Origin of the sequence: Leifsonia sp. TF02-11 (genome assembly GCF_017565305.1) — a bacterium.
Classification (GTDB): domain Bacteria; phylum Actinomycetota; class Actinomycetes; order Actinomycetales; family Microbacteriaceae; genus Leifsonia.
The window spans coordinates 76,921-92,583 of record NZ_JAGEKP010000008.1 but is presented as its reverse complement, the minus strand read 5'-3'; the positions used below and the strand labels follow the sequence as shown (position 1 = coordinate 92,583).

The 15,663-nt window shown below is 72.0% G+C and carries 17 protein-coding genes; 5 read left to right on the top strand and 12 right to left on the bottom strand.

All coding sequences use genetic code 11. The features are described 5' to 3' along the window. Nucleotides 1–41 precede the first annotated feature (41 nt). Complete coding sequence (locus tag JNB50_RS12620; RefSeq protein ID WP_208040491.1) at nt 42–1,409, bottom strand: hypothetical protein; 1,368 nt, start codon at nt 1,407–1,409, stop codon at nt 42–44. Between the two features lie 152 nt (nt 1,410–1,561). Here JNB50_RS12620 and JNB50_RS12615 point away from each other — a divergent pair, with 152 nt between their 5' ends. Continuing rightward, entirely contained in the window at nt 1,562–2,260 is a 699-nt protein-coding gene (locus JNB50_RS12615; protein WP_374222264.1) for an SDR family oxidoreductase, read from the top strand. Nucleotides 2,261–2,346: 86 nt separating this feature from the next. Here JNB50_RS12615 and JNB50_RS12610 read toward each other — a convergent pair whose 3' ends face one another. Beyond that, entirely contained in the window at nt 2,347–2,967 is a 621-nt protein-coding gene (locus JNB50_RS12610) for a response regulator transcription factor (RefSeq protein ID WP_208040489.1), read from the bottom strand. Further along, on the bottom strand, nt 2,964–4,142 hold the full coding sequence (locus JNB50_RS12605) for a sensor histidine kinase (protein WP_208040488.1): 1,179 nt from the start codon (nt 4,140–4,142) through the stop codon (nt 2,964–2,966). The genes JNB50_RS12610 and JNB50_RS12605 overlap by 4 nt, the downstream gene beginning before the upstream one ends. A 151-nt stretch (nt 4,143–4,293) precedes the next feature. Here JNB50_RS12605 and JNB50_RS12600 point away from each other — a divergent pair, with 151 nt between their 5' ends. Together JNB50_RS12600 and JNB50_RS12595 are read left to right on the top strand one after the other, a co-directional pair. Beyond that, nucleotides 4,294–5,376: an ABC transporter permease gene (locus tag JNB50_RS12600; RefSeq protein WP_208040487.1), complete on the top strand. Its 1,083-nt coding sequence runs from the start codon at nt 4,294–4,296 to the stop codon at nt 5,374–5,376. After that, complete coding sequence (locus JNB50_RS12595) at nt 5,373–6,068, top strand: ABC transporter ATP-binding protein (protein WP_208040486.1); 696 nt, start codon at nt 5,373–5,375, stop codon at nt 6,066–6,068. The genes JNB50_RS12600 and JNB50_RS12595 overlap by 4 nt, the downstream gene beginning before the upstream one ends. A gap of 33 nt (nt 6,069–6,101) precedes the next feature. Here the strand turns inward: JNB50_RS12595 and JNB50_RS12590 are convergent, their stop codons facing one another. The 3 genes from JNB50_RS12590 to JNB50_RS12580 all read right to left on the bottom strand — a co-directional run bounded on the left by JNB50_RS12590 (nt 6,102) and on the right by JNB50_RS12580 (nt 10,526). After that, complete coding sequence (locus JNB50_RS12590) at nt 6,102–7,196, bottom strand: WxL protein peptidoglycan domain-containing protein (RefSeq protein WP_208040485.1); 1,095 nt, start codon at nt 7,194–7,196, stop codon at nt 6,102–6,104. Between the two features lie 70 nt (nt 7,197–7,266). Beyond that, entirely contained in the window at nt 7,267–9,114 is a 1,848-nt protein-coding gene (locus tag JNB50_RS12585) for an FN3 domain-containing metallophosphoesterase family protein (RefSeq protein WP_208040484.1), read from the bottom strand. A 125-nt stretch (nt 9,115–9,239) separates the two neighbouring features. Then, nucleotides 9,240–10,526 carry a HupE/UreJ family protein gene (locus tag JNB50_RS12580; protein ID WP_307794708.1) on the bottom strand — a complete coding sequence of 429 codons (1,287 nt, stop codon included), beginning with the start codon at nt 10,524–10,526 and terminating at the stop codon, nt 9,240–9,242. 167 nt (nt 10,527–10,693) lie between these two features. Between JNB50_RS12580 and JNB50_RS12575 the strand changes: the two genes are divergently transcribed. Beyond that, the gene (locus JNB50_RS12575; RefSeq protein ID WP_208040483.1) at nt 10,694–11,368 is read left to right on the top strand and encodes a BMP family ABC transporter substrate-binding protein; all 675 of its coding nucleotides are present in this window, start codon (nt 10,694–10,696) and stop codon (nt 11,366–11,368) included. Nucleotides 11,369–11,389: 21 nt separating this feature from the next. On the opposite strand, the gene JNB50_RS12570 is transcribed toward JNB50_RS12575, so the two are convergent. The 4 genes from JNB50_RS12570 to JNB50_RS12555 form a co-directional block, all read right to left on the bottom strand. Beyond that, nucleotides 11,390–11,941 carry a GNAT family N-acetyltransferase gene (locus JNB50_RS12570; protein ID WP_208040482.1) on the bottom strand — a complete coding sequence of 184 codons (552 nt, stop codon included), beginning with the start codon at nt 11,939–11,941 and terminating at the stop codon, nt 11,390–11,392. A gap of 23 nt (nt 11,942–11,964) precedes the next feature. Then, nucleotides 11,965–12,507 carry a GNAT family N-acetyltransferase gene (locus JNB50_RS12565; RefSeq protein WP_208040481.1) on the bottom strand — a complete coding sequence of 181 codons (543 nt, stop codon included), beginning with the start codon at nt 12,505–12,507 and terminating at the stop codon, nt 11,965–11,967. A gap of 46 nt (nt 12,508–12,553) precedes the next feature. After that, a complete protein-coding gene (locus JNB50_RS12560) occupies nt 12,554–12,868 on the bottom strand; it encodes a hypothetical protein (RefSeq protein WP_208040480.1) in 315 nt (104 codons plus the stop codon). Between the two features lie 79 nt (nt 12,869–12,947). Beyond that, a complete protein-coding gene (locus JNB50_RS12555) occupies nt 12,948–13,457 on the bottom strand; it encodes a GNAT family N-acetyltransferase (protein WP_208040479.1) in 510 nt (169 codons plus the stop codon). Between the two features lie 146 nt (nt 13,458–13,603). Between JNB50_RS12555 and aqpZ the strand changes: the two genes are divergently transcribed. After that, nucleotides 13,604–14,392 carry an aquaporin Z gene (aqpZ, locus tag JNB50_RS12550; RefSeq protein WP_208040478.1) on the top strand — a complete coding sequence of 263 codons (789 nt, stop codon included), beginning with the start codon at nt 13,604–13,606 and terminating at the stop codon, nt 14,390–14,392. 77 nt (nt 14,393–14,469) lie between these two features. Here aqpZ and JNB50_RS12545 read toward each other — a convergent pair whose 3' ends face one another. Both JNB50_RS12545 and JNB50_RS12540 read right to left on the bottom strand, forming a co-directional pair. Continuing rightward, on the bottom strand, nt 14,470–14,844 hold the full coding sequence (locus JNB50_RS12545) for a VOC family protein (protein ID WP_208040477.1): 375 nt from the start codon (nt 14,842–14,844) through the stop codon (nt 14,470–14,472). Nucleotides 14,845–14,940: 96 nt separating this feature from the next. After that, the gene (locus tag JNB50_RS12540; RefSeq protein WP_208040476.1) at nt 14,941–15,648 is read right to left on the bottom strand and encodes a YafY family protein; all 708 of its coding nucleotides are present in this window, start codon (nt 15,646–15,648) and stop codon (nt 14,941–14,943) included. Nucleotides 15,649–15,663 lie beyond the last annotated feature (15 nt).

Genomic DNA, 15,663 nt, shown 5'->3' with positions numbered 1-15,663 from the left:
GCCGCCGCGGAACACGGTAAGGTCGCCGAACTCAGCAAGGGCTAAGAATCCGGGGCGGAGCCGGCCGGGACCAGATACCGGCACGGAACCGACACCTTCCAGCCGATCGTCTCGCGGAGGTTCACGAACGCGAGCTCGTCATCGCGCCGGCACTGCACTCCGGCCGCGGCGAGCTGAGGGGTCCATGCGGGACCGTCCGACCGCCGCGTCCACTGCGGGCCGGCCTGCGCGAGCACCAGGACGAGCGAGAGCGCAGCGACGGCTCCCGCCGTCCACCGGAGCGCGGGGTGCTCCCGCCGCCGCGCCAGCGCGATCGACACCGCGACGAGCGGCACGAGCGCGAGCAGCATCGACGGGATCACACCGTACCGGGTCAGCCACGCGTCGCGCAGCCGGCCGGGAGCGAGCGCCGCGTAGTCGTAGAAGCCGTTGGGGTTCGCCTCCACGCCCGCGGCGAAGATCAGCGCGGCTCCGCTCAGCGCCGCCACGACGAGCAGCCGCTGCGCGCGCGATCCCCGCACGCCCGCGTACACCGCTGCGACCAGGAGGACGGCCAGCACGGTCAGGCCCACCAGCGGCCCGCTCGCGGCGAGCACGGCACCGAGCTGCGCCTGGGGCACGGCCAGCGGCATGACCGCGTTGATCAGGAACCCGTACCCCAACGACAGCGGGTCGACACCGGGGTTCGTGTTGTGGGCGCGCGGCCACCCGAGCGTCACCGCGACCTGGACGAGGATGCCAGCGACGAGCCCCGCCCTGGCGACCCAGACGAGCCGGTCGCGCCGGTGGAGCAGGAGGAGCGGCGTCAGGAACACCGCCTGGATCTCCGTCATCGCGCCGAAGAACCCCACGATCGACAGCGCGACCGCTGTGCGCAGACGGCGAGGTCGCGACAGCACGATCCAGAACAGCGCCCAGAGGAACAGCGAATGGAGGTTCGCCAGGTTCCCCAGCACTTCACGCGGCGCGAGCGGGGCGAGGACGGTGAGGGCCGCGACCGCGACCCTGGCCGGCAGCCACGGCACGAGGTCGCGCGCGCAGACGAACACGACGACGGCAAGCCCTCCAGCGATCGCGCACGCCGCGGCGGTCGTCGCCAGCGCCCACGAGCCCACCGGAAGCAGCACGACCAGCGCGGCGACCAGGCGGGGAACGGTGTGCAGGTAGCCCGCGTACGGCTGAACGATCACGGCCGGCCCGCCGATGGCCGCGGCGGAGACGAACGTCCTGCCGTCCTCCGCCCAGAAGGTGTCGCGGGCGATCTCCGGCAGCCGCAGCCACGCGATCACGGCGCAGCCCGAGCCGAGCAGCAGGAGCAGCAGACCCGGATGTCGGGCCAGCGTCTCCGGGAGGAGGTGCCGCCGGGAGCCACGGACGACCGGTGTCGCGGTGACCTCGCTCGACTCCATTCCCGGCCTTTCTCTCCCCTCCATTCAAGCTCGCACGCACTGAACGTCTGCTATGGGTATCCGATCCATCCGCCGGGGCTGCGCGCCTTCGTCGATGGAGGTTCACAGGAAGGTGTCCACGTGGCCCGCCGGCTGCGGCGTCGTAGAGTCGGGTGGTGGCCACCACCGAATCCTCGTCCCGTCCTGTCGTCCTCGTCACCGGAGCCTCGCGCGGCATCGGTCGCGCCATCGCAGAAGAGCTCGGCCGCACCCACCATGTTCTGGTCGGCGGCCGCGATGCCGAGGCGGTCGCCGACGTCGTCGCGGCCCTGCCCTCCGCCGAGCCGTTCGTCGGCGACCTGACCGGCGAGAAGCTCCCTCCGCTGCCCGACCGCCTCGACGCCGTCGTGTTGTCCGCCGGTGTGGAGGACGGCGGCACGATCGCCGACACCGACGACGCCACCTGGCGCCGCGTCTTCGAGGTGAACGTCTTCTCGATCGCCGCGCTGCTGCGCAAGGCGCTTCCCGCCCTGCGGTCGGCGGAGGGGCTCGTGGTCGCCATCAACAGCGGGTCCGGGCTGACCAGCGGAGCGGGAGGCGGCGTCTACTCCGGCTCGAAGTTCGCGCTGCGCGCGCTCACCGACGCACTGCGCGAGGAGGAGCGGCCGAACGGCGTCCGCGTCACCAGCATCCACCCGGGCCGGGTCGACACCGACATGCAGCGGGCGCTCGTCGCGCGGGAGGGCCACGACTACGACGCGGCGTACACGATCAGCCCCGAGATGGTCGCGGCGACCGTGCGGGTCGCCGTGGACCTCCCTCCCACCGGCACCGTCGAGTCGCTCACCGTGCGCCCGATGCGGCGCCGCTGAGGGCGTCGAGCGACGGGATATTCGTCACGAATGTCGACATTCGTGGCACGAATGTCGGGATTCGTGACGAATCTGCGAGCTGCGGGCTACCGCAGCATCCCCCGCTCCCGCGCCGCGTTCACGGCCGCGGTGCGCGAGGCCACCCCGAGCTTGGTGAACACGTGCACCAGGTGCGACTTCACGGTCGCGTCGGCGATGTGCAGGCGGCGGGCGATCTCGGCGTTTCCCGCTCCCTGCGCCACCAGCTCGAGCACTTCGAGCTCACGGGACGACAGGGTGATCTGCGGCGAGCGCATCCGGGCCATCAGGCGGCTCGCGATCACGGGCGCGAGCGCGCTCTCGCCGGCGGCGGCGGCCCGCACGGCGGCGACGAGCTCGTCCGGCGGCGCGTCTTTGAGCAGGTAGCCGCTCGCGCCGGCCTCGATGGCCGAGAGGATGTCGGTGTCGGTGTCGTAGTTGGTGAGCACCAGCACGTGCGGCGGCGACGTCAGCGCGCGGATGCGGCGGGTGGCCTCAACGCCGCGCGGGCCGTCGGCGAACTGGAGGTCCATCAGCACCAGGTCGGGGGTGGACGCATCCGCGAGCGACACCGCCTCGTCCGCGGTGGACGCCTCGCCGACGACCTCGAGGTCGTCCTCGCCGTCGAGGAGGGCGCGGATGCCGGCCCGGACCACCGGGTGGTCGTCGGCGATGACGATGCGGATCACGTCGCGTCCTTCCTGAGGGTGACCGTCACGGAGGTTCCCTGGCCCGGCGCGCTCTCGACCGAGAGGTCGCCGCCGAGCTGGGCCACCCGCTCGGCGATGGCACGCAGGCCGAACGAGTCGTTGCCGCCGGCGCCGGCGCCGACGGTGGCCGGGTCGAATCCCACGCCGTCGTCGGCGATCCGCAGCACCGTCTCGTCGCCGCCCGAACGCAGCAGGATGCGCGCGTGCGTCGCCCCGGAGTGCGTCCGCACGTTCGCCATCGCGCCCTGCGCGATCCGCAGGAACGCCGTCTGCACGTCCATCGGCAGGTCGATCGCCGCGGGCGTCTCGACGTCCACCCGCAACGACCCGGGAACGGCCTGCGCGGCTCCGAGACGCTGGAGGGCCTCCCCGAGTCCGCCGTCGAGCGACGGCGGCGTCAGCTCGCGGATGATGTGCCTGGTCTCGGCGAGACTGTCGGCCGCCGTCGTCCTCGCCAGGCGGATCTGCTCGATCCCAGGTCCGTCCGGTGCGGCCCGCTCGGCGGCGTGCAAAAGCATCTGGATGCTCGAGAGGCCCTGCGCGACGGTGTCGTGGATGTCGCGGGCGAGGCGACCGCGCTCCGCCAGCGCGCCCTGCTCCCGCTCGGTCGCGGCGAGCCGGTCGCGCGTCGCCATCAGCTCGGTGAGCAGCGCCTCCCGCTCCACGGCCTCCCGGGCCAGCGCCCGATAGCCGAGGCCGAGCAAGATGGCCACCCCCGCGCCGATCAGCGGGCCGATCACGACCCCGGCCGAGAAGCCCTGGTGGAGGCTCAGCGCCACGATCGCCACCGCGGTCAGCGCCACGACGGCGACGGAGCCGACCCAGCGCGGCAGCAGGTGCAGGCACAGGAAGAACAGCGGGAAGGCGAGGTAGGCCGCCTCGGGGACCACGATGACCAGCCCCACCCAGACCAGGCCCAGCGCGCTGATCCAGACGATGCCCGCACGCCCCCTGCTCTGCGGCGGGACCACCCGGATCAGCGGACTCGTGAGGTATACGAGCGCGAACAGCACGGCGAGGACCAGCCCGGCGACCGCTGCCTGAGGGGCCAGCGCGGGCAGCCTGACCAGAACGAGCACGAGCAGGCCCGCGATGAGGACGTGCAGCCCGACTCGCAGTCCGACGAAGACCGGGGTGAGAGCGCTGTGGGACATGACGCCCCCAGCCTACGGACCGGCAGCGCCCGCGGCATCAATGGAAAGTCGGAGACGAGGTTGAACCGTGCTGACGATGTGACCGCAGCGCGCCGCGACGAGGCTGGAAGAACGAAAGGCGGAACCGTTCCGCCCTCGGAAAGGACTCCTCGTGTTCGTCGCCTGGCGAGACCTGCGCCACGCTCGCGGCCGGTTCCTCCTCATCGGGACCGTCGTCGCGCTCATCACCGTCCTGGTCGGTTTCCTGGCCGGCCTGACCGGCGGCCTCGCCGCCCAGAACATCTCCGCCGTCCTCGGACTCCCCGGCGACCACCTCGTGCTCGAGAAACCGGCCGATGGGACCGCGAGCTTCAGCGAGTCGTCGCTGTCCCCCGAGACGGTCGAGCACTGGCGGAAGGCCGAGAGGGTCGACACCGTCGTCCCCGTCGGGATCGCGCAGACCCGCGCGCAGTCGGGCTCGACCTCCTCCGGGGTCGCGCTGTTCGGCCTCCCCGACACCGGCGCGCCGACGGCGACCGACCTCACCGCCCTCGCGCCGAGCACCGACGACACCGTCGGCCTCTCCGCCGGCGCCGCGAAGGAACTGCACGCGGCCACCGGCGACACGGTCACGATCCTGGGCACCGATTACCGTGTGGCCTCCGTCGGCGGCGACGCCTGGTACAGCCACACCCCGGTGGTCGCGCTGACCCCCGCCGCCTGGGCGCAGGCCGACAGGCGGATGGGCGGCAACGGCCAGGCCACCGTGCTCGCCGTGACCGGCAGCCCGAACTGGGACGCCGTCGCGTCGGCGACGGGCACGACCGCCCAGCCGACCCTGCTGAGCCTGACCGCGCTGGAGGCCTTCAAGAGCGAGATCGGCTCCCTCGGCCTCATGGTCGCGATGCTGTTCGGGATCTCCGCCCTCGTCGTCGGCGCCTTCTTCACCGTCTGGACGATGCAGCGCTCCGCCGACATCGCTGTGCTGAAAGCCCTGGGCGCCACCCAGCGCTCGCTCGTGCTGGACGCCCTCGGCCAGGCGCTCGTCGTGCTCGTGGGCGGCATCGGCATCGGGATGCTCGCCGTCCTGGGCCTCGGCGCCCTCGCCGGAAACGCCCTGCCGTTCCTCGTGGCGCCGATCACGACCCTCGTCCCCGCGGCGGCCATGACCGTCCTCGGGCTCGCGGGCGCCGCCGTCGCCCTCCGCACCGTCACCCATGCCGACCCTCTCACCGCACTCGGGAGCAACCGATGATCACCCTCGACGACGTCACCCTGACCTTTCCCGACGGCGCCGGCCGCATCACCGCGGTCGACAGCGTCACCCTGCACGGCCGGCCCGGTGTGGTCACCGGCATCACCGGGCCGTCCGGCTCCGGCAAGTCGAGCATCCTCGCCCTCGCCGCGACCCTGATCCGCCCCGACAGCGGGCAGGTGCTGATCGACGGGGAGGACGCGAGCGGACTGTCCGCAGAGCAGGCCACCCGGCTGCGCCGCGAGAAGATCGGCATCGTCTTCCAGCAGTCCAACCTGCTGCCGTCGCTGACCGCGCGCGAGCAGCTGCAGGTCATGGGCGAGCTCGGCGGGAGCCACAAGAAGGCGGCCAGGACCGCGGTCCGCGGCCGGGTGGACGAGCTGCTCGACGCGGTGGGGCTCGCCGAGCACGCCGACAAGCGGCCGGCCCAGCTCTCCGGAGGCCAGCGCCAGCGGGTCGCGATCGCCCGGGCGCTCGTGCGGCAGCCCTCCGTGCTGCTGGTCGACGAGCCCACCAGCGCGCTCGACCAGGAGCGCGGTGCGGCGATCATGGACCTCATCGCGCGACTCACCCACGCCCAGGAGACCGCCACCCTGCTCGTCACCCACGACCTCGTCCACTCGCCGACCCTCGACGAGATCGTCACCGTCGTGGACGGCCGGATCGCGAGCGGCAGTCGCGTCGGGCTGTAGGCGCGAGGGGTGTGGGCGCGCCGGGCCTGTGGGTCAGGCGCCCGCCGCCGGTTCGCCCTCCACGCTCTTCAGCGCCTCCTCGACGGCCTTCTTGACGCGCGCGTCCTCGCGCTCGGCGCTCGCCCGCCGGCGACGACGGAGCACCAGCACGGTCGCGACGACCGCGGCCGCGACCACGAGCAGGAGCACCAGCAGCGACCACGGCACGGCCAGGGCGCCGGCCTCGGCCGCGACGCCGTCGACGCCCGGCGTCGATCCGGTGACGGCGGGCAGCTTCGGGCTCAGCACGGCCGTCGCCGTCAGCCAGAAGGCGGGGACGACGCCGCGGACCGGCACGGACACGCTCCACGACTCGCCCGGCAGCAGCTCGGGGACAGCGGTGACCTTCCCCGCATCCACGGGGAACCAGTCGAACGGGCCGCTGAGCGCCACCGTCTGGCCGGCCGACAGCCGCACGTTCCCGGTGTTGTGCACGGTGTAGGTGACGGTGGCGTCCCCCGCGCCGAAGGGGTTGGCGGTCCCGATGTAGTCCACGCGCATCTTCTCGACCGCGACAGCGGGGGCAAGCTTGCCGTCCACGCGGAGGTGCATCCGGATCCCCAGGCGGCGATCGACGCTGATGCCGTTCTCCTGGGCGGCCTGCGGCAGGGAGGTCAGGATGCCGCCCGCGTAGTCGCCGGGTGTCGCGTCCTTCGGGACGGTGACGGTGAAAGGCACCTCCACCGTGCCGCCGGGGGCGATGGTCACCGTGTGGTCGCGCAGCGCCGTCCACGCGCCGACGGCCTCCGCCTTCGCCTCCCGCTTCGCCACGTCGAGCTGACCGCTGCTCGTGGTGAAGCCGTCCGCCGCGTAGACGTCGAGCGTGATCGCCGTGGCCGCGTGGTTGCCCACGACGATCGCGTCGGTGATCGTGCCGCCCGGCGCGATCCGGTAGCCGAAGTTCTGACGGTCGGCGCCGTTCTGGTTGGCGGCGGTGCGCACGCCCCAGGTGACGTCGCCATCGCCCGCGGCGAGCGCAGGGGACGCGGAGCCGCCGACGGCGACGACCGCGGCGACGAGGAGGGCAGCGAGGAGCCCGGCGGCTCTGCGGGCGAGCGGGGCGGCGGAGGGGAGGGTCGCGGTGCGCATCGTTCTTCCTGGTGAGTTCGTGGGGTCCGGGCGGGCGGCGGGCGCCCGCCCGGACCGGTGGTGCGGTCGGCTAGCTGAGCGCGGTGAGCGTCAGGGTCGCCGTGTAGGTGCCGTTGGCGACGTCGACGGGGATGTCGAGCTCGAGGGCGGCGCCGAGCTTGGCTGAGCCCTTCGAGTGACCGCCGTCGGCGTGACCGAGCGTGGACGACGTCGAGAGACCGTTGCCGCCCGAGAACCCGGACTGCACGCGGTCACCGGCCTTGGCGTCGCCGCCGGCCTGGGTGACCGCCGGCGTCCAGCCGAGGTACTTGCCGGAGAACTTCTTGTCGCCGGCGGCGAAGTCGCTCACCTGAGCCGAGATCGACCACTGCGGTCCGGCGGCGCGGGTGTCTGTGACGCGGATCGGGTTGATCGAGCCGACGGCGGCGTAGTGGTCGCCGGCCTCCACGGCCTTGCCGAGGTCGACGAGACCGTTGGTGCCGTCGACGTTCCAGACGAACTCGCCGGGGGCGGCCTCCGGGACGGTGACCTGCAGCTGCTGCGCGTCGGTGTCCGGCTTCGCCTCGCGGGTCAGGGTGACCTGGTCGACGATGCTGTTGACGGGCTTGTCCGAGCCGTTGGCCTGGCTGCGGAGCGTCTTGACCGTGATGGCGTTCGAGGTGATGTCGATCGCGCTGTAGTTGCGGACCTTCTCCTGGTTCTGGACCGAGAGCCACCAGAAGCCCTTGTTCTGCAGGTCGTAGTACTTCGAGCCGGACGCCGAGTTGGCCGTCACGTAGAGCACCCCGCCCGGGCCGGCGACCACCGAGTCGGCTCCGGCCGCCTCGGCCGCGTTCGCCTTCTCACCGTTGCGGATGAGGTAGCTGCGGGCGTAGCTGTGGTCGTGACCCTGCAGCACCAGGTCGATGCCGAGGTCGGAGATGGCCGTCGGAAGCACGTTGCGGCGGTCGAGGATGTCGCTGTCCGTGGCGTGCGGACCGGACGAGTAGATCGAGTGGTGGAAGGCGAGGACCTTCCACTTCGCCTTCGAGCCCTGCTCTGCGACGATCTTCTTCATCCACGCGATGTGCGAGGCGTCGCGGCTGTTCGAGTTGATGTCGAGGAACAGCACGTCCTTGTAGATGAACCAGTAGTCGCCGCCCGAGCCGGAGCCGGTGTTCGCGCCTGCGGTGCGGTCGACGTTCGGCGTGTTGAAGTGCTGCTCGTACGCCTTCGACCCGACGTCGTGGTTGCCGTTGGTGGCGACGAACGGGATCTGGCGCAGCTTGTCGGACTGCAGGAACGCCTCGTACTGAGTCTCGTTGGCCGCGGTCTCGACCTGGTCTCCCGCCGAGAACAGCATCTCGGTGTCGGGGTAGGCCGTGGTGGCGACGTTGAGGGTGTCGACCCAGCCGGCCGCGTCGTTCGGCACGTTGCCGGACGAACCGATCTGCGGGTCGCCGAAGAACAGGAAGTTGAAGTCCCCCGTGAACTTCTGGGTGCGGAACGAGTAGGTCGCCGACCAGTCGCCCTCGGTGCCGACGCGGTACACGTAGGCCGTGTTCTCCTTGAGGCCGGTGACCGTCGCGAAACGGTTGAACTCGCCGCTGGTGGTCGGGCCTCCCGTGGCGGGGATGCTCTTGGAGACCTGCGGGAACGCGCCCCCGACGACGTCGGACGCGTAGGCGACCTGGACGACCTGCGGCACGTCGGCCGCGGAGTACCAGGAGAAGTTGCGCTGCGACTGGTCGGAGCCGACGTGCAGCACGATGTCGGTCTGGTTGGCGGAGGCCGCGAAAGCGGCCGGGGCGGCGAGGGCGCCGCCTCCGAGCATCACTCCGATGCACACCGCTGCTGCGGCGAGGCGTGTTGTGGTGCGGCGTGTTGTGCTTCGGCGATGGCGGGACGCGCTGGCGCGCCGGAGGTCGTCACTCGACATGGAGGTCCGATGCCTTTCTGGTGATCTGGTGAGGTGTCCGCGGAGCGCGGCTGGATCCACGCTCTCGGGCGAGTGTGAATCCTGAGTGAACTCTCAGAGTTCTAGCGATGGACTCGGCGGGAAAGTCACCCCCATTCGAGGCCCAGTATTCTGCCGACGAACCAGTACAGGGCGATGACGGTGACCGCCGCGGCCACCGCGATCCCGACCCAGAGCGCGGCGCGCGGGGTGCGCTTGCGCAGCAGCAGGAGCAGCGGGAAGACCACGGCGATGATCCCGAGCTGCACGGCCTCGATACCGACATTGAAGACCAGGAGCGACCACAGCAGCGTCCACGACCACGGCTCGTCGATGCCGAGCGCGCTCGCGAAGCCGAGACCGTGGATGAGGCCGAAGAGGAAGACCACCGCGAGGCGCAGCCAGTCCGCACGCCCGAGACCGAGCGGCCCCGCCGGCGTGGGGACGAGCTCGGGTGCGAGCTCAGCGGACGGCAGCAGGATGCGTCGCCGCACGGTCCACAGGTACCAGGCCGCCACGACCGCGATCGAGAGGGCGATGACCGGCTCGACGACGGCAGCAGGTACGGTGACGAGCCCGAGCGCGGCCAGCAGGAAGGTGATCGAGTGCGCCACCGTGAACGTCGTCGCGGCGAGCACCACGTCGCGGAGGCGGCGCGACCCGACGATCAGCGCGAGCAGGAACAGGATGTGGTCGATGCCGCTCAGCAGGTGCTCGGCGCCGAGCAGGAAGAACTCCCCGAACCGCTCCCCCGCGGTCTGCTCGGTGGTGAACGACAGGTGCTGCGCGTCGAGAGCCGCGCTGCCGTCCTTGCCGTCGATCGCATAGGTGACGATCGTCTTGGTGTCCTTGACGTAGCCCTCGCCGTCGGGGAACAGCCCGCTCCGCAGCTCGTGACCGGAACCTCCCGCGCAGGTGTGGTCGAGCACGAGGGTGGCGTAGGGCACACCGTCGCGCTCGTGCACGGTGATGTCGCCGACCCGGGTCGGGCGGCAGGCGGCGCCGCCGGTGCTCACGGTGAAGCGGTCGGTGACGTAGGAGGTGACGGAGTCGGCGTGGTCGTTCATCGCTGTCGCCTCCTCGCCGGTCTGGAAGAGCTCCGTCCCCTGGTCGAAGAGCGCCCGGTCCTTCTCGCTCTCCGCCGCCGAGACGACGAGCAGGTCGTACTCGAGGTCGAGGGAGGTGCGGACCACGCCGTCGGCTCGTCCGGTCACGTCGACGTACGCCACGGACGAGAAGCCGTGAGCCCCCGCCGTTGCGGCGGGAAGGAGCACGGCGACGGCCGCGAGCGCGGCGGCGGCGAGACCCACGATGCGGGGTCTGCGGCCCGTTCGGCGGCGCGCTCGGCGGTCGATCTGGAGGTCGGGCTGTCGGCGAGGGAGGGTCTGGATCACGGCCACAACGTTTCGGAGCCGGGTGAACGGTTCGGGGCCGGGACGGGAACGCGGGGGAACGCGGGCCTCCCGGACGACCCCCGGCCGTCACGAGTGTTTCCCTCCCGTTCACCGGCGCACGGGTCCGCCGTCATCGTCCGGCTCGCCCTCTCGGGGAGCGTGGGGGCGTGCCCCGCCTCCGACCCCTGACGCCGATCGCCGGCGCGCTGTGCGTTTCCGTCGCCGTCGTCCTCTCCGGCTGCGCAGCCATCGCGCCCCAGCCCGTGACAACGGGTACGCCCGGCGTGCACCCCCTCGGGAGCGGCTTTCTCGGCGGTGTCACCACGCCGACACCGGAGGCGACCATCGAGCCGGAACGGGGATCGTGGGACGGCGTCGAGCCTCCCGCCGGCTACACCGTGGTCGTCGTCAGCGCGGCCGACGACCGCGCGACCTCGACGCTGGTCTCCGGCGTCACCCGCTGGGCGCAGCAGCGCGGCGTGACGATCACCGCGCTCACTGCTCGTGGCGACGACGAGGTCGAGGACCAGCTGCTCCGCGCGATCGAGGCGTCACCGGACCTGGTGATCGGCGCCGGCCCCGACGTGGTCGACGTGTTCTCGCTGACCACCGCGCAGCACCTGCACCAGCAGTTCCTCGTCGTCGGCGCGGAACTCCCGGAGCCGACCGCGAACGTCACGTCGGTGATCTGGGCCGGGGCCAGCTTCCGCGGCACCGGCATCAGCGAGGACGGCGACGTCGACCCCTCAGCCGTAACCGCACGCCGCGCGTCCGACGCGATCTCGGCGGGCGTCGCGAGCGTGCTGCACGGGTTGACGGGGATCGTGCTGCACCTGAAGTGACCCGCGCTCCCGCGCGGGCCGTCAGGCCGTGGCGGCCGCCCACTCCCCCGCGAGCAGCGACCACACCTGCTTGTCGTGGAACACGCCGGCGACCGGCCACGCCTCCCTGAGCACGCCGTCGAGCGACATCCCGAGACGCCGGGCGACGGCGGAGCTGCGTTCGTTGTCGCTGCGGCACCTCCACTCGGCGCGGTGCATGCCGCGCTCGTCGAACGCGTACGCGAGCAGCTCCCGCACGGCGGAGGTGATGTGGCCGCGACCCTCCGCACCCGGCTCGAGCCAGCAGCCGACCTCGAACGAACCCGTCGCCGGCGAGAAGTCGACGAACATCGCGCCCCCGACCAGCACCTCGCCGACCCAGATCCCGTAGATGCCCGCGCCCTCGCGCGCCGCACGTTCGGCGTAGCGGCCCAGCGTCGCCCGCGCGCCGTCGACGTCGGTGGTGACGAACGACGGCCCCACCCACGGCCGGATGTGCTCGCGCGCCCGATCGAGGTGCGCGGCGAACTCCTCGGCCCGCCACGGCTCGAGGGGGCGGAGGGTGGCACCGGTGGCCAGAGTGGTCGCGAACATGGGCTCACCCTACCGGCGCCGCGTCAGGTCTCCCACGGCACGGGCGTCACGGTGCCTTCGGCCCAATCGCGGCGCAGTATCGCGTACGACACCGCGTCCAGCGGAGGCTGCCCGGCGACAGGCCAGCCCTCGCGATAGTGCGCCTCCTTGACGTAGCCGGCGGCCTCGAACACGCGCCGCATCGCGGCGTTGTCGATGCGGGTGTTGCCCTCGATCCGGTTCAGCTCGGGATGCGCGCGGAAGACCGTCGCGGTGGCGAGCCGAAGGGCTGCCCCGCCGAGGCCGCGCCCGCGATGGGCTTCCGCGATCCGCAGATCGATCAGCGGGGTGCCGTCGGTGATCTCCTCGAAGACGATGAGCCCCACGCGGCCGCCCTGGAACGACGCATCCTCGATCCAGTAGGCCTCATTCGCCGGCCCGCTGAAGTCGCCCCGCTCGACGCGCCGTGAGACGTCGTCGCGGGTGGGGTGCACCGAGCTGTGGAACGGGAACCGGTTGCTCGACAGGAACGCGATGAGCTCGGCGGCGTCCGCCTCCGGGTCGACGCGCGAGAGGGTGATGGTCATGCGCTGCCCCCTCCCGGGCGAGAGCGGCGCCGCTGCCAGGTGGCCCTCACCGCCGGCGCGCGAGCTTCCGTGCGACCACGATGCGCAACGCCGTGTCCGGCACCTTGCGCCAGCGTCGGTCCCGCCGGCCGCGGAGGTCGCTCTCCGCCTCCTCCACGACGGTTGCGCCGGGCATCGCCGCCCTCCGACGGAGCGGACTCAGGTCCACGAGCTCGGCAGCACGATTCGCCTTGTGACCGCGGCGGCGGTTGCGCGGAATGGATGTGCGTGCGCCGTGCGGCGCTTCGCCGTACTCGTTCCGCCGCTCGCGCTCGTAGTCCAGCGACTTCTTCTGCTGCGGCGACTGCCTCGTGTGAGCCATGACCCCTCCTCTCCGATGCCGAACAGAGCAGGATATGAGTCCACGCGATGGATGCGCAAGGGGATGCGGCTGCCGGACCTCACCTCAGCGCGCGGAGATCGAACCTCCACGCGTTCACCCGGATCGGTACGCCCTTCGGGTACTCGAAATCCTCGACGCCCGTGTCGACGAACCCTGCGGAGCGCGCGAGCGCGTTCGATGGGGCGTTGTCGGTTCGCGGGAACGCGAACACCGTGTCGCGATCGCCGCGCATCGCGGCGTGCTCGAGCAGCAGCCGCACAGCGCGTCCGGCGTAGCCGCGCCGCTGGTACGGAACGAAGACGAACCAGCCGCACTCGTACACCGGCCTCCCACCGTGTTCGGTCTCCCAATACGCCGCCGTGCCCACGGGCTCGTCCGCCGCGTCAGCCCACACCGTGAACGGCGACACCGTGCCGTCGGCCTGGCCACGCAGCAGGCGCTCGTGGCGCCGGCGCACGGTGTCCTCGTCCAGAGGTCCGCCCAGGAGCGCGGTCATCTCCGGCGCGTTGTTGCGCAGCTCGACGGCCAGGTCGTCGTCTGTCCATGGTCGGAGCCGGATGTCGTCCATGCGGCGACCATACGCGCGAGGGCCGACACAGCCGACGGCGATCCCGACGAAACGCACGTAATACTCCTCGCTCTCCCCGCCGACCCTCGCTATGTTCAAATCGGAGTCACTTCCGGTTCCCCCTGAATACCCAGCAAAGGATCAGCATGTCTGAAGCAGCACCGCCCGCCACCGTGTCGGCCGCGCCCGTCGCGCCCGCCTCTCCCGCGGTGGCCGCCCGTCTCGCCGCCGAGGTTGCCGGGACGTTCATCCTGGTCTTCGGCGTCATCGGCACGGCGCTCTTCGCGGCCGGGTTCGACGGCGGCACCGCAGGGCTGAACGTCGGCTTCCTCGGCGTCGCGCTCGCCCTCGGCCTGAGCGTGCTGGTGTCCGCCTACGCCTTCGGACCGGTCTCGGGCGGCCACTTCAACCCGGCCGTGACCATCGGGCTGGCGATCGCCGGCCGGTTCGCCTGGAAGGACGTCGCCGGCTACATCGTCGCGCAGATCGTCGGCGGCATCATCGCCTCGTCCCTCCTCGTCGCGATCGCGGCGGGCGGCCCGGACGGGTTCCTCGCCAACGCGCAGAAGGGCGGCTTCGCGTCGACCGGCTGGGGCGAGCTCTCCCCCGGCGGCTTCGGCCTGGTCTCCTCGCTGGTGGTCGAGATCATCGCGACCGCGGTCTTCGTCTGGGTCATCCTCGGCGTCACGAGCAGCCGCGCGGCGGACGGCTTCGCCCCGCTCGCCATCGGCCTCACGCTGACCCTGATCGCCCTGGTCGCCATCCCGATCTCGAACGGCTCGTTCAACCCGGCCCGCTCGATCGCGACCGCGATCTACGGCGGCCCGACGGCGCTCGCCCAGCTCTGGCTGTCGATCGTCGCCCCGATCGTGGGCGCGGCGATCGCCGGCATCACCTTCAAGCCGCTGTTCGACAAGGTGCGCCGCGCGAGCTGATCGACGCGTGACGACAGGAGGCCGGTCCCGGATGGCGGGGCCGGCCTCCCGACGTGCCGGCCTCTTGTCGTGCCGGCCTACCCCGCCGGCCTGCTGAACAGGTTCACCAGGTTCCCGTCCGGGTCGCGGAACAGCGTCGACCGGTTGCCCCAGGGCATCGTCGTCGGCGCCAGCACGACATCACCGAGCTGTGCCTCCAGGCGCGCGAACTCGGCGTCGACGTCCGCGACGACGAACTCGAGGATGACCGACGCGTTGCTGCCGGGCCGGGGAGCGTCCCCGCCGAGCATCGCCACGGTGGCAATGCTGCCGATGGCGAGGGCACCGGCCTGCGTGCGGAACTCGGCGAACACCGGCGCGGGCCGGATGGCCGGAACGTTCAGGACGAGCTCGTAGAAGGCGACCAGCCCCTCGAGGTCGTCGGTGATGATGCGGACGGATGCGAAGTCCATGGGTGATCCTCTCTGCCGAGGCCGTTCGACCCCGTCCCTCCAGACTCCGGCGGCAGGGCGACACCGTCCTGTCGGTGTTTCGGCGGCTCGCGCCGGTCAGGCCCGCTCATCGTCGAGCCGGAGACTGCGGACCTCCCCGTAGGCGATGTCGAGCTCCGCGATGCCGAGCGCGCGACGCGGCGGGCGCTCAGCGGTGGCCTCCACCGAGGCGATCCGGTCGCCGCGGAAGGCACGGACCCCGTCACGCAGCCGGCACCACGCGATCAGGTACCAGTCGCGCCCCTTGCCCACGTACCCCAGCGGCTCCACCTCGCGCTCCGTCTCGGCGCCCGCGCGGTCGCGGTAGGCGATCCGCAGTACCCGCCCCGAGCGCAGCGCGCCGTCGAGGCCGGCGACGACCTCCGGCGCCCGGCCGTCGTCGAGGAGGTGGATACGGGCCGCCAGCTCCGCCGTCTCCCGGAGGTTCCGCTCGTCCATCACGGCGACCACTTTGCGCAGCGCGGCGGCGGCGGAGGTCGCGAACGGGCTCGACGCCAGCATCCCGAGCGCCGTGGTGACGGCGAGCGCCTCGTCGACGGTGAACCCGAGCGGGGCCAAGGTGTGCGCGCGGTCGATCGTGTACCCGCCCGTCCTGCCGGGCTCCGCCCAGATCGGCACGCCGGCCTGCTGCAGGGCGGACAGGTCCCGCTCGATCGTCCGCGAGCTGACCTCGAAGCGCTCGGCGAGCCAGCGCGCGCTGCGCGGCCGCGGGGCGACGGCGCGGAGCTCCTCGACCAGGGCGTAGAGGCGATCCGTGCGGTTCACGCCTCGACTCTAGAC

Coding starts and splice junctions, on each gene's coding strand:
- JNB50_RS12620 (WP_208040491.1), bottom strand. CDS start 1,409: ATGGAGTCGAGCGAGGTCACCGCGACACCGGTCGTCCGTGGCTCCCGG.
- JNB50_RS12605 (WP_208040488.1), bottom strand. CDS start 4,142: ATGTCCCACAGCGCTCTCACCCCGGTCTTCGTCGGACTGCGAGTCGGG.
- JNB50_RS12595 (WP_208040486.1), top strand. CDS start 5,373: ATGATCACCCTCGACGACGTCACCCTGACCTTTCCCGACGGCGCCGGC.
- JNB50_RS12590 (WP_208040485.1), bottom strand. CDS start 7,196: ATGCGCACCGCGACCCTCCCCTCCGCCGCCCCGCTCGCCCGCAGAGCC.
- JNB50_RS12585 (WP_208040484.1), bottom strand. CDS start 9,114: ATGTCGAGTGACGACCTCCGGCGCGCCAGCGCGTCCCGCCATCGCCGA.
- JNB50_RS12570 (WP_208040482.1), bottom strand. CDS start 11,941: ATGTTCGCGACCACTCTGGCCACCGGTGCCACCCTCCGCCCCCTCGAG.
- JNB50_RS12565 (WP_208040481.1), bottom strand. CDS start 12,507: ATGACCATCACCCTCTCGCGCGTCGACCCGGAGGCGGACGCCGCCGAG.
- JNB50_RS12560 (WP_208040480.1), bottom strand. CDS start 12,868: ATGGCTCACACGAGGCAGTCGCCGCAGCAGAAGAAGTCGCTGGACTAC.
- JNB50_RS12555 (WP_208040479.1), bottom strand. CDS start 13,457: ATGGACGACATCCGGCTCCGACCATGGACAGACGACGACCTGGCCGTC.
- aqpZ (WP_208040478.1), top strand. CDS start 13,604: ATGTCTGAAGCAGCACCGCCCGCCACCGTGTCGGCCGCGCCCGTCGCG.
- JNB50_RS12545 (WP_208040477.1), bottom strand. CDS start 14,844: ATGGACTTCGCATCCGTCCGCATCATCACCGACGACCTCGAGGGGCTG.